10 protein-coding genes and 1 pseudogene are annotated in these 12,117 nt (G+C 56.2%); 4 read left to right on the top strand and 7 right to left on the bottom strand.

The window, feature by feature from the left end; genetic code table 11:
• Positions 1-58: 58 nt before the first annotated feature.
• The 7 genes and pseudogenes from ACCD02_RS10355 to ACCD02_RS10325 all read right to left on the bottom strand — a co-directional run bounded on the left by ACCD02_RS10355 (position 59) and on the right by ACCD02_RS10325 (position 7,340).
• Positions 59-925, bottom strand: coding sequence for a methyl-accepting chemotaxis protein (locus ACCD02_RS10355; RefSeq protein WP_413301357.1), 867 nt, complete (start codon positions 923-925; stop codon positions 59-61).
• A pseudogene (locus tag ACCD02_RS10350) lies at positions 917-1,969 on the bottom strand (methyl-accepting chemotaxis protein); the annotation flags it as partial. The pseudogene ACCD02_RS10350 and the gene ACCD02_RS10355, both read right to left, overlap by 9 nt.
• A complete protein-coding gene (locus ACCD02_RS10345; protein ID WP_413301018.1) occupies positions 1,966-2,541 on the bottom strand; it encodes a chlorite dismutase family protein in 576 nt (191 codons plus the stop codon). The gene ACCD02_RS10345 and the pseudogene ACCD02_RS10350, both read right to left, overlap by 4 nt.
• Positions 2,542-2,691: 150 nt before the next feature.
• Positions 2,692-3,978 carry a hypothetical protein gene (locus ACCD02_RS10340; RefSeq protein ID WP_413301016.1) on the bottom strand — a complete coding sequence of 429 codons (1,287 nt, stop codon included), beginning with the start codon at positions 3,976-3,978 and terminating at the stop codon, positions 2,692-2,694.
• Positions 3,979-4,497 carry a GNAT family N-acetyltransferase gene (locus ACCD02_RS10335; RefSeq protein ID WP_413301014.1) on the bottom strand — a complete coding sequence of 173 codons (519 nt, stop codon included), beginning with the start codon at positions 4,495-4,497 and terminating at the stop codon, positions 3,979-3,981.
• A gap of 38 nt (positions 4,498-4,535) precedes the next feature.
• The gene (locus ACCD02_RS10330) at positions 4,536-6,122 is read right to left on the bottom strand and encodes a glycosyltransferase family 61 protein (protein ID WP_413301012.1); all 1,587 of its coding nucleotides are present in this window, start codon (positions 6,120-6,122) and stop codon (positions 4,536-4,538) included.
• A 33-nt stretch (positions 6,123-6,155) separates the two neighbouring features.
• Positions 6,156-7,340, bottom strand: coding sequence for a formyltransferase family protein (locus tag ACCD02_RS10325; RefSeq protein ID WP_413301010.1), 1,185 nt, complete (start codon positions 7,338-7,340; stop codon positions 6,156-6,158).
• Positions 7,341-7,538: 198 nt separating this feature from the next.
• Between ACCD02_RS10325 and ACCD02_RS10320 the strand changes: the two genes are divergently transcribed.
• From ACCD02_RS10320 to ACCD02_RS10305, 4 genes are all read left to right on the top strand, one after another.
• Positions 7,539-8,468 carry a phytanoyl-CoA dioxygenase family protein gene (locus ACCD02_RS10320; RefSeq protein ID WP_413301008.1) on the top strand — a complete coding sequence of 310 codons (930 nt, stop codon included), beginning with the start codon at positions 7,539-7,541 and terminating at the stop codon, positions 8,466-8,468.
• 12 nt (positions 8,469-8,480) lie between these two features.
• Entirely contained in the window at positions 8,481-10,049 is a 1,569-nt protein-coding gene (locus ACCD02_RS10315; protein WP_413301006.1) for a glycosyltransferase family 61 protein, read from the top strand.
• A 99-nt stretch (positions 10,050-10,148) separates the two neighbouring features.
• Positions 10,149-11,720, top strand: coding sequence for a glycosyltransferase 61 family protein (locus ACCD02_RS10310; protein ID WP_413301004.1), 1,572 nt, complete (start codon positions 10,149-10,151; stop codon positions 11,718-11,720).
• Positions 11,717-12,115, top strand: a complete 399-nt coding sequence (locus ACCD02_RS10305; RefSeq protein ID WP_413301002.1) for a sugar 3,4-ketoisomerase — start codon at positions 11,717-11,719, stop codon at positions 12,113-12,115. Before ACCD02_RS10310 ends, ACCD02_RS10305 begins: the two co-directional genes overlap by 4 nt.
• The last annotated feature ends 2 nt before the right edge of the window (positions 12,116-12,117 follow it).

Genomic DNA, 12,117 nt, shown 5'->3' with positions numbered 1-12,117 from the left:
ATTCGCTGCTACAACTCCCCCCAACAATTCACTGCCACAAAGTTCGCTCCTCCCCTTGTCAGACCACCTTGAACCGCTGCACCAGCGTCGTCAGCTCACCACTCAGGCGCGACAGCTCGACACTGGCCTCCGTGGTTTTCAGGCTGTTGTCGGCGGACTCGTCGGCAATATCACGCACCCGTACCAGGCTGCTGCTGATCTGCCGCGACACACTGGTCTGTTGATCTGCTGCCGTGGCGATGCTCATGTTCATGCTGTGAATCGAGGCCACCGAATCGCGAATCTCGCTGAGCACCTGCCCGGCCGCACGGGCCAGCTCGACGCTGGAATTGCTCATGGCTTCGCTCTGTTGCATCAACGCCGTGGCGTCCTTGGCGCCTTCCTGCAAGGACAGGATCAGGCCCTCGATTTCCTGGGTGGACTGCTGGGTGCGTTGCGCCAGGCCCCGCACTTCATCGGCCACCACGGCAAAGCCGCGACCGCTTTCCCCTGCCCGTGCCGCCTCGATGGCGGCGTTGAGCGCCAGCAGGTTGGTCTGTTCAGCCACGGCGCGAATCACCCCCAGCACGCCGTCGATACGTTCGCTGTCGTGACGCAGGCGGGTCATGGCCTGTCCGCATTGGGCGACGTTTGCCAGTAACAGGTCGAAATGCTCCAGTGCCTGGGCAATGATGCGGTTGCCTTCCACCGTCTGCTGCTCGGTAACGTGAGTGGCGTGGGTGGTGTCCCGGGCGTTCTGCGCCACATGCTGGGCACTGGCGACCATATCGGCTACGGCATGGGTGACGTGGGCGGTCTGTTCGCGTTGCAAGGTGGCCCCGGCATTGTTCTGGGAGGTCACCACCGACAGTGCCGCTGCGGCCGAAGTCAGGCGCTGGGCACCGCCACCGATGCGGCTGATGATCTGGCGCAGATGCTCGGCCATTTCCTGCATGGCCCCCATCATCTGGCCGATTTCGTCCTTGGCGCTGCTGTCGAGTTTGCCGGTGACATCACCGGCGGCAATCTGCCGGGCCAGGGTCAGGGCGCGATTGAGCGGCGGCACAATCTGCCGGGTAATCAGCCAGGACGCGCCAAGCCCTAACAGCAAGGCCAGTACGGCGGCCACTGACAACTCGGCCTGAGCCAAGCGCACATCGTGGCTGCGGCCTTCGACATGCTGCTGATAGATAGACGCGCTCAAGGTCTGCAGTTCGTTGGCCTGATCAAGCATCAACTGTTTGGCTTTTTGGCTCTTGAGCAGGTTGTCGCGGAACTCGGCAACCCGGTCCTGATAAGTCAGTACCGCCTGCAGGGCATCAACCAGCTGCTGTTGAAGGTCATCGCCGGGCAGCAATTCCCACAGATCGTTGCCACGCTGGCGAATGTGATCGACGCTGGCTGCGACATGCTGATGGGCCTGATCGGTGGGGCTGGCGACGTAGTTGCGTACTTCGTCACGCAGGGCGCTCATCAGCGCTTGTAGTTCGACCGCCGTTTGCAGCGGTGCAATGCCACTGGCAGGGTCGCTGCCCAGTGTCTCGAACAGACTGTTCAGGACCTTGGTCAGCTTGCTGGCAATATCTTCGATCACCGGATTCATTTCATTCTGCGCCCGCCTGGCCTGATTACGCGCCACAACGAAATCGCTGAAGGTTTGTTCATAAGTCTTACGCACGGTGCGGATGCGTTCGACGGCGGCGCGACCCTCCTCACCAGCGCTGATACGGACCTTGTCGACGAGGGTGTCGAGTTTGCCGATTTCCCGGTTATATGCGTCCACCGCCTGGCTCTGGCCGGTACGGTCAAACTCGTTTTCCTGCAGGCGTACGGCAGCGATCTGACTGTCCAGGGAGATGCTGTCGACCAACGCCTCGCTACGGGTAGTGAGTTGCTTGACGCTGTACAGCGCGATGCAGGTCAGCAGCGCGGTCAATAACAGCACGGCACCAAAACCGGCGATCAGCTTGCCTCTGACGGATGTGTTCATGCACACGCCCCCCGAATCAGACGCATATCCACTTCGCGCTCGACGAACTGCCACTCCAACGTGCCGCGCAACAACCCCAGCAACTCGTCAAAAGCCCCGGCATCAGCGGCATTGAATTTAAACCAGGTAAGAAAATCGAAGGGCTGGGCATTGGCCAGATCGCGACAATGAAACAGACGGCGGGCAATCGCAGGCAGGTAATTCATACCCAGGGCGATGTGGTGCGACTGCTCCTCGACAATGCTGCGCCGCTCATCCTGGGTCAGCGCCCACCATTGCGGGCTCTTGCGCAGAGCAATGAATGCCCCGCAATCCGCCGAAGGCCGTCCCGGTTCAGCCTGACGGGCAACCAGAGCCGTTTTTTCATCGCGGGTCACATAGCGCTCGTTACTGGTGACGCCTTGCAGCGACCACAACGGCGCCAAGTCCGGCACTGTATCCGTATGTCCGATAATTGCCAGACGCTCGGCATCCGGCAAAGACTCCCCCACTAAGGCGATATTGCTCTGGATCGACCAGGGGCCCTGTTCGCCAGCAACGAAGCTGAACATGCGTTGCGATTTATCAATCATGGAGGGAGTGCTCAAGAATTCACGTCAGGCTGACGAGGGTTAATTCGTTTCGGACGGGGATTCAGTTACACCGCAATGCAGTTTTTTCAGAGATCGAGGTCCTCCTGTAAAACCGGGGCTTCTACCGGAGAGTCGCCTCTACAATCACACCTACGGATTCTTGACCGCCTGCGGCGGATAGCGCTGGATCAACGCCTGGGCAAACTCCTGTTGCCGGGCGAAGCTCTTAAAGTCCGGTTTATAGTCCATCTGCTTGGGCCAATACTGCGCAGCGATTTTGTGCCAATAGAGAACATCGTCCGAACCGGCCACCGAGGTGTGGTTTTCACGCTGGATATACTCCATGGGCTGATCGTCCACCCAGCGCCAGGTACGCCGCAGATTTTTCGGTTCATCGGTCACTACCTGACGCAGATGACCGTCGATGAAGACGTAGACGATCCGCACATCCGAGGTGAATTTCCCGGTGTCGGTGCCGCGCAGGTCATACAGGCAGATACCGCCGTGTTCATCCAGGGTGATGCTGACCTCGACATTCGGGTCGTAGGGCCATTGCGCCGTCTTTTCCAGCCGGGCCCGATAGGTCGTGGCAGCAGGTCGCAGGCACAGGTAGGAGAAATCTTTCAGGTTCGCGGTAGGGTTGTAGACCCAGCCTTTGTCCGGCGTAGGTATCAGCCCATAGCTGTCGAGCAGCTCACTGCTGATCATCGAGTTTTTTTCACCGTAGTGACCGCGAATGCGCTCTTTTACACTTTGCCTGGTTGTCCAGGCTGGCCAGTCCCCTTTGTCCAACCCACACTCCGCAGCCTTGGGATTGGTACTGGCGCCCTTGCGGTAGGTGAGCAGGAATTGCCGGGTGAGCATTTCCGGTTCGCGTTCGTCGGTATAGCAGTCGGTGGTGACGTCCTGAGTAATCGGCTGGCACTTGTCGCAAGGGATCAGAGTCAGGTTCAGCGAAGCGATCCGATACTCGGCGCCGCGAAACTTGAGCATTGGCGCAAAGTCCACATCGATACTGCGCTCACCCGCAAGGCTGATCTGACTGGCAGGTAATTGCATCCACTCCGAACGCACAACCGTGCTTTTGCACTTGCCCATGCTCGGTACCGGTACGAACACCACATTGCTGCCTGCCCTGCAGTTCTTGCGACTTTCAGTGGTAATGAAGGTGCCGGGATCGCCGAAGTTGATCGGGTTGTAAGTGGCGAGCACCGAGACACGCCAGCCGCTGGCCAATGGCGAATCCGGGGCGAACAGAGTAAGCCGGAGTCGGTCCAGGTCTGCCTGCTGCGTCTTTGCAGGGGAAGGTGGAGAGGAAGCTGGAGAGTTGTTATCTCGCGCTTCGCAGCCGCTGGAGAGCAACAACACCATGACGAGCAATACCGCCCCCATGCGCTTCAATGGCACGTCCTTTTTATTGTTATTGTCACTTAACACTCAGAGCTTCTTCATCAATCGCTCTTTGAACTGCAACACGGCCGCTTCGCTGATCTCGAAATACAGATTTTCTTCATCTTCTGCGGTACGCACGGCACCCATTTTTTCGTGGAAAGAGATGACGTGCTCATTGCCCTTGCGTACATCGAAGTGGGCCTTGTGATAACCCAGTTGCTGGAAGCCGATCTGATAAATCAGAAAGGCGCTTTCCAGTGCCGCATAGCGGGTCTTGTCGGCGTTGAGAATCCAGCTGCCCCAGCAGAATGAATCCTCGCGCAGGTCATAGATACGCACGGTGCCACAGGGCACGCCGTTGTTGTTTTCAATAATGAAGTAGAACTGGCGCCCGGCACGCTCATCATCCTTGTAGCTTTCAATCCATGCCCGTTGCGCCGCGACACTGGGATTGACGCTCGACAGATACTCGCTGTAGCGCTTGTCCAGCCGCAGGTCCAGGACAAACTCGGCATCTGCCACTTCGATCAGCCGTAAACGAATGGATTTCGCTTGAAGATCCATGGCCACTCCAGAAAAAACACAACATCGACTGCCGAAGCCTACACGCCGCTCGTCGCTTTCGCTAATTCCAGTCCGTTGGGGCTGGGTACATGCTGCTTCAGCCATGCGCTGACGACGGAGACGTCCAGCAGGTATTCCTTGTAATAGAGCTCATGGGAATTATGGGCGCCGGTGCGATAACGAACGAACTCCAGATCGACACCGACAATGGCGGCGAGATTGGAAAAACAGGACAGGTCGCCATATTCCTCGGCCATCCAGCACAGCGCCTGAGTTCCCGCAGAGGCGAACATGATGTTAGTCCATGCAGCCCCGGTCGGCCCCAGGACCACTTCGGCATTGGCCATGATCGCCACCTGCTGATGGACATCGAGGTCTTCCATATAAACACAGGTAAAACCATAGGGTTCAAGCAGTTCGATAACGTCCTGCTGGTTAAACCGTCGCAGGAATCCCTTGCGTGCAAGAAATACACGCTTGGGCAGGTCGGTCATATCGAGCCCGGCCACCAGGCTCAAGGCATTTTCACGCAGGTACTCGATGGACTCGCGTCGACCAAAATTATCGATGGTGTGATAACCGTGGCTGGCCTTGAAGTTAGGAATCATGTTGTTGGGAGCATCAATCCACAACAGGTCATCAACCTGGTAGTTAAGTTGTGTCTGCAGATAGATAAAAGGCCGGGTAATACCGAGCCCGTCGATCATGGCCTTGATGGACGGTATTTTCTGACTGCCACCTGAAATCAGAATCGGGTAATCGGCATACTGCGCAGGCAACTCTGCAACGAACTGCAATTGCGCCAGTACTTCCACGACCCAGTGATAATAATTCCCTTCGCTTATACCGTTAATGAGGATGCCTTTATCGACAGGCACAGGCTCGCCGACGGCCACCAGTGCGAGGCGTCTGCCATGAAAAACCATGTCGCCGACGGAGTAATCCGCGTTACCAGGCGTGGTCGTGGTCACGCGCTCTTGCACCACACGTTGATCCGGCAATAACACCGAACGCGAAACCGAGCCCACCAGGCCCTGGCGAAAACGATGCAAGGCGACCTCTGGCAAGGTGACTTTTACCGGCGCAACGTTCTGGCCGACATACCGCGGGCCCTGGACTACACCAGGCACGGCAGGCCGGAAAACATGCACCTTGAACTCATCTGTCGTGTCCAGCCATTGCAGATTGAAGCGCTTTACCTGCTTTTTAATGCCGGTGCGGCACTTGAGATAATGCTGATAGAGCACGTCCGACAGCATCCCGGGGCGCAGGCAGATCAGCTCCAGGAACATTATCCAGAAGCGATAGCGCAAACGCTGGCCCAGCGAGCTGGCTTCCATCGAAGGGTGATGAATATCGATTTTTGCATCATCGATACCCAGATCGATCAACTGGGGAAAAATCTCACGATAATAATCACTGGCAATGACGATCCTGTCGAAGCTGAGTTGATTCAATTCAGCGGGTGCATGGATCACTTTGCCGAGTAATTGCTGCCCGTGCTTTTGTGCACTGTTATCGACAAAACCCAGTACTTCATAACGTTTGCCCTGGCTTTTGTAAAAATTGACGCCTCCGACACTGGCACCAAAGACAAGGACACGCTCTTTTTGTTTGGACCACATAGGCATACTTCACCCGGAAAATTAATTATCGATTCAGCCTTGGCAGTGGGCAAGCAATTCAGCATATTGTTCATCGGTCAGATAATCTGACAATTTCTTCCCTGAATAATCATATGTTTCCAGCTGCGCAGCGTTTTTCAGCAACAGGAAGAACGTGCGGCGACAGCGCCCGGAAAAATACGCATCCTTCGCGTACATCAACGGTGTGGTCCCTTTATGGTTGGGCCTGACCGCCGAAGCACCTTGTTTCAGCAACCAGTTCACCACGTCATAGGCGCCGGCGTAACTGGCGACGATAAGCGGCGTCCAGCCCTTCTCGTTGGCATCGTTGTAGCCCGCGATATTCCCTTGCAGCCGGATGACTTCCGGCAAATCTGCACGTTCGCAGGCAGCCAGCATTTCCGGCAGCTTGTCGAAATGCAAGCGAACATCGTAATCAATGGTGGCAACGTCTGCGTGATACTCGTTTTCAGCAAGGACAATACCCGGTTTATGACGAGACTTGTCCGGAAGAATTGTGGCAGATACCACGGGTCGGCCTTGCCACTTCAAGAATTGATATTCGCGAAAGGCAAAGGCTCTGATCTGCGTTACGCACTCCCAGGCGGTGGCCTTGGTGTTGATCTGCAGGCTCGAATAGTCGATGGACGATTTCGAGAAATAACTCGACCCCCTCGCCGGTTGAGGTCGACCTTCAACCTGATTATTGATCAGGCGTAAAAAACAGCGATCCAGAACTTCGGTGGCCTGCTGAGTAAACGCGAGGTAAAGATCACGGCAAGTCCACCAATCGGCGATGGGGAATACCTGCTGGTCGATGATATCGCCGGTATCAATGCCAGCCTCTATGTGATGCAGTGTCACCCCGGCCTCCTCCTTGCCATCGAGGATGGGCCAGACCGAAGTAAACATGCCTTTGTATTCCGGCAGCCTGGAGAAGTGGATATTGAAAATATTCGGGATGGAAAACCGCGACGGCACGACCAGTTGATCGAACTCCAGGGACAGGAAGGCCTGGGTAGCCAAACCATAGGCCGCCTCAAGGCTGATTTCTTTTACCCCCCATCGGGCTGCCGCCTGACGCAACGAGCGCTGCCAGCTATCTGCACCGGGTTCATTTCTATTGCAGACCACCGCCAGTTGTTCTGCAGGAAAATGCCTGAGCGCCAGTTCCAGGCCGTGCACAGCAATACTGTTCTTTCCTGCGATGATGATCATTGCTCGGCGGTCTCTACTGCTTTATTTCATAACGGTGGCAAATATTGACGATCGGCGATGACTCTGTCCATAAGCAGCAAGCCAGCGGCTTGAAGACGACGCACGTTATTAAATATTTCCTTGATCCACGTTCATTTACACCGGCGCCCGCCGATAAGAATATTCGAGCACTACCAGCAACGATGAGCGAGTGGAAACATGCAAAGCTGCCTCAACAACCTGATGGAGCAAGGTGCGCACCTGTTCGGCGAGATCCTTGATGTCGAGCGAACCCAGGCTCTGTATCGCGACATGATTGCCGCTCGCGCCTTCAACGGCGATCTGTTCATGAGTGAGGCCGAGTATCTGGCCCAGGAAAATCACTTTAACGCCAACCCGACCAAGACCTTCAACTTTCTCAACCAGTTCGAGGAACAGTTGCAGTTCATCGAGCAGGATCCGGACCTGACAGCCGTTCTCAATCATGTGCTGGGCGATGATTATGAAGTGGTGATCAAGAAAGCCGTGTGCGGTGTGCCTGAAGCCTGGCTGCCGGACTGGATAAAAGAGCGAATCCGCGATGTGAACGTGGCGAACCTCGGGCCTTATATCAAGAAGCCGTTTCGCGACATTACCTACTTCCGTGGCATCGACTTCCATCAGGACATCATCGACTGGCCCCAGGGCCGGGTAGAGCTCGACCCTTCGACCTTTCTGACCCTGTATGTCTATCTGCACGACGTCAGCGAGCATGACTCACCGCTGCACCTGATGCCGGGCACTCACCAACTGGGCGCCACGCTGTTCCCTCATCGACTTGAACATCTGCACAACGACCAGTGGGTCTATAGCGATGATCAGGGCAACAGCATCCCGTGCATCGATCAAAAGCTGATCGGCGGTCCCGGCTACGTCGGGCTGTGGCATAACTGCACTCTGCATGGCACCCGCCCGGTGACTCATGAGTCGGAACAGTTCCGCCTGTCACTGCGCTACTTGCTGGGCAAGTCCAACGGCAATGTGCAGAAAACCGGCATTGACGACATCAACAGCCGGATCAAGGGCGAACTCAAACCCATCAGGACCCGCCGCGACCTGGATGAAAAAGGCGTAGCGCAGATTCGTGGCAACATTATCAACAAGGATTGAAACGAGGTCGTAATGGCAGCAGGCTCTGGAAATAAACCGCGCATCCTGATTTTCGGGACTGGCTCTGGCGGGGTCAATTTCTACAAGAGCTATCGCCAGCGCTACCAGGTGCTGGGTTTTCTCGATAACAGCCAGCAGAAACATGGGCAGCGGTTATTTGGCAAAACCATCCACGCCCCGCAGTCCATCAATATGCTGTCATTCGACAAAATCATCATCGCCAGCGATTACTACCGCGAAATCAACCAGCAACTGCTCAATGAGCTGGCCGTCGATGAGCAGAGAATAGGTTTTTCCCACTCCGAAGAGCCGCTGCCCCAGAGCCGTTTCAAACTGTGGTGCCAACAAATGAGGCGTTTGAGTCATAAGCGCCTGTGTGAGAAACCGGGGCTGGTTTCTTCGGTTTTTCATGGGTTGTTTTCGCGGGAAACCGGCAAAGGCGCCAAGCCAGTCCTCAAGCGCTTGCCGCTGCGCTGGCTGGATACGATGCACGACAACAAAGTGCATGTTTTCCGGCAAAGTCGACCGGATAAAGTGCAGGGTCCAAGAGTATTTGGCGATCAGGTACCGCCCATTGATATCCAGCTGCCGGAGGTCGCCCTCTATCACTTCAAACACGCGCGGGCCTGTTCGGTTTCGCGCTCCGTGGTCCTGCCGGGCGAGCAATTGATCGTTGAGCGAGTGTTGACGGCGACCATGGATAACGCGGACTACGGCAACGGCCATGTGCTGCATCACAATGACAGCCATGGGCTGATTATTCAGCACCCGCAGGTCAGGCTCGAAAAAGGCATCCTGATCAACGGTTTGACTGAAACCAATTATTACCACTGGATTTTGGAAATCCTCTCGCAACTGGAATTCATTGCCGAGCTGCCGAGGCAATATGCCGACTATCCAGTGCTGATTTCTGCGTTCAGCCAGAAGATCCCGTCGATCACAAGTTACCTCGCAACCTTCAATATTGACCGGCCACTGGTCTTTCTCGAAGCACAGATAGCCTATGAGGTCGACGATCTGTTGTTTATCAACGCTCCCAATAATCTGATCGCCAATCTTAAAAACGCTGCCGGAAACCTCACTGAGGACGGTTTTATCCGCAGGGAATCACTCGACTACCTGCGCAGCCATGCGTTGCCATTGGCGAACACGATCGACGCCAGCACCCTGCCCAAGCGAGTATTCCTGGCCCGCAAACATAACCTGCGCACCTACAATCAGGCCGACATTTTCGCGGTGCTCGACCCTCTGGGCTTCACTGCCGTCTATATGGAGGAACTGGACTTCAGCCGGCAAGTGGCCCTGATGGCCAACGCCGAAGTGGTCGTCGGGCCGACCGGGGCGGCCTGGACGAACATCCTCTTTGCCTCTCAAGGCACCCGGGCGTTGTGCTGGATGGCCGAAGAATACGGCGACCTGTCGTGCTTCTCCAATCTGGCGGACAAGGTGGGCGTCGACCTGGATTACATCCATTACGCGGCCGGGACTAAAGACTCTCGCCAGCTTTATTCGAAAGAATATTCCCTGGACAAGAACCTCGTCAGCCGCTGGGCCAGAGACAAACTGCCGGCTTTGGCCTGAGCGGCATGATCCCTGCACTGCACTGAGTCCAGGCGCATCGGGCAAAGCTTATCCGGCTTTTTTTTGACGCTTGGTAGTACGGGTGCCAAGAGGTTATGTATGGCAGTAGCGGCAAAACAAAAAAACACACGCATCCTGATTTTTGGTACCGGCGCGGGCGGGATCAACTTCTATAAAAGCTGTCGTGGCCGTTATAACGTGGTCGGTTTCCTGGACAACAACCAGCAAAAACACGGGCAGGCGTTGTTCGGCAAGACCATTCACGACCCACAACACCTGAACCAGTTGAATTTCGACCAGATCATTATTGCCAGCGACTACTACCGCGAGATTTATCCGCAACTGGTCAATGAATTGGCGATCCGCGAAGAACAGATCAGTATTTTTCACAAACAATTGACTGCCGCCAGCCGCCTGCAACGCCTGACTGCCCGGCTGGAGCGTTGGGGTTATGCCCTGATGTGTTGGCGCCCGGGGCTGATGTCAGACCTGCTTTACCGGCTGTTCTTTGCCCGGCAGCGCGACATCCGCCGTTTTGCGTTGCGCTGGCTCGATGAAGCTGATGCCCATAAGGTGCAGGTCTTGCGCCCGGCGCAGCCCGGCAGCGTGCAGGGCCCGCGATTTCTCGGCCATGAGACCACGGCTACCGCTATTACCTTGCCGGAAGTGGCGCTTTACCGCTTCGTAAACGGGCAGGTGTGCTCGGTCTCCCGCTCGGTGATTCTGCCCGGCGAGCGGTTGGTCGCCGAACGGGTCGTCACGGCGAAAAGCACGGCTGCCGACTACAGCGGCGCGCATCTGCTCTATCACGGTCAGGCCCTGGCGCTGGTCCGCCAGGCCCCCCAGGCAGAGCTTATTGATAAAGGCCTGCTGGTCACGGGTGGCAGCGAGGTCAATTATTATCACTGGGTGCTGGAAATCCTCAGCCAGTTGCAATTCATCAGCGAACTGCCGGGCGAGTATGACGACTATCCATTGCTGATCTCCGGGCACAGCCAGAATATCCCCGCGATCAAAGCCCTGATTGATGCCATTGGTATTGCACGGTCGGTGGTGTTTCTTAAAAGCGTGGCCTCGTATTGCGTCACTGATCTGTTGCTGATCAGCGCGCCAAACAACTGCATTACCAACTACAAGGGCGAATCCCGCAGCATCGCCGAGAACAGCTTTGCCCGGCCGGAATCCATTCGTTTCCTGCGGGAAAAAGCACTGCCTCTGGCCGCCGGCATTGACCGGGACAGCCTGCCCAAGCGGGTGTTTCTCGGCCGCAAGGGGTTTCTGCGCCCCTACAACCAGACTGAGATCCTGACAAGACTCGAACCCCTGGGGTTCATCTGTGTGTACATGGAAGAACAGGACATCCATCACCAGGTCGCAATCATGGCCAATGCCGATATCATCATCGGCCCGACCGGGGCGGCCTGGACCAACATCATCTTCGCCACCAGGGGAGCCAGGGCGTTGTGCTGGATGGCCGAGGAAGCCGGAGCGATTTCCTTTTTCTCCAATCTGGCGGCCATTGGCGGAGTTGAAATGGATTACGTCTCCTATCAGGCACAGACATCTGACTCCAGAGAGATCTACTACAAGGGATACTCGATTGAACCCGACACTATCGTGGCCTGGATCACGAACGACGTGCCGGTCCCCCACCGCGGAACGACATCATGAAAGTTCATTATTTGCAGTTGCAGGCCCATGGTGATGAACGCGGATCGCTGATCGCCCTGGAGGAAGGCAAGAACATTCCCTTTCAGGTCAAGCGCGTCTACTACATGTTCGATACGGGCGAAGGCGTACGCCGCGGCTATCACGCCCACAAGTCCCTGAAGCAGGTGGCGATTGCCGTGCGCGGTTCGTGTCGTTTCATGCTGGATGACGGCACGGAAAAAATCGATATCCGCCTCGATAATCCGAATCAGGGATTGTTGATCGAATCCTTTATCTGGCGGGAGATGTATGACTTCTCCCCCGACTGCGTACTCATGGTGCTGGCCGATAATCTTTACGACGAAGCCGACTATGTACGCGATTACGCAACCTTCCGGGCCATGGTGACGGCATGACG

The organism is Pseudomonas sp. Pseusp88 (assembly GCF_047303955.1).
Classification (GTDB): domain Bacteria; phylum Pseudomonadota; class Gammaproteobacteria; order Pseudomonadales; family Pseudomonadaceae; genus Aquipseudomonas.
Note: the sequence above shows the minus strand (reverse complement) of the source record. Positions and strands in the feature narration are given on the sequence as shown.

Bases quoted from the DNA above. Each gene is read 5' to 3' on its own strand.
- ACCD02_RS10355 (WP_413301357.1), bottom strand. From the start codon at position 925: ATGGCCGAGCATCTGCGCCAGATCATCAGCCGCATCGGTGGCGGTGCC.
- ACCD02_RS10305 (WP_413301002.1), top strand. From the start codon at position 11,717: ATGAAAGTTCATTATTTGCAGTTGCAGGCCCATGGTGATGAACGCGGA.
- ACCD02_RS10320 (WP_413301008.1), top strand. From the start codon at position 7,539: ATGCAAAGCTGCCTCAACAACCTGATGGAGCAAGGTGCGCACCTGTTC.
- ACCD02_RS10325 (WP_413301010.1), bottom strand. From the start codon at position 7,340: ATGATCATCATCGCAGGAAAGAACAGTATTGCTGTGCACGGCCTGGAA.
- ACCD02_RS10315 (WP_413301006.1), top strand. From the start codon at position 8,481: ATGGCAGCAGGCTCTGGAAATAAACCGCGCATCCTGATTTTCGGGACT.
- ACCD02_RS10330 (WP_413301012.1), bottom strand. From the start codon at position 6,122: ATGTGGTCCAAACAAAAAGAGCGTGTCCTTGTCTTTGGTGCCAGTGTC.
- ACCD02_RS10310 (WP_413301004.1), top strand. From the start codon at position 10,149: ATGGCAGTAGCGGCAAAACAAAAAAACACACGCATCCTGATTTTTGGT.
- ACCD02_RS10345 (WP_413301018.1), bottom strand. From the start codon at position 2,541: ATGATTGATAAATCGCAACGCATGTTCAGCTTCGTTGCTGGCGAACAG.
- ACCD02_RS10335 (WP_413301014.1), bottom strand. From the start codon at position 4,497: ATGGATCTTCAAGCGAAATCCATTCGTTTACGGCTGATCGAAGTGGCA.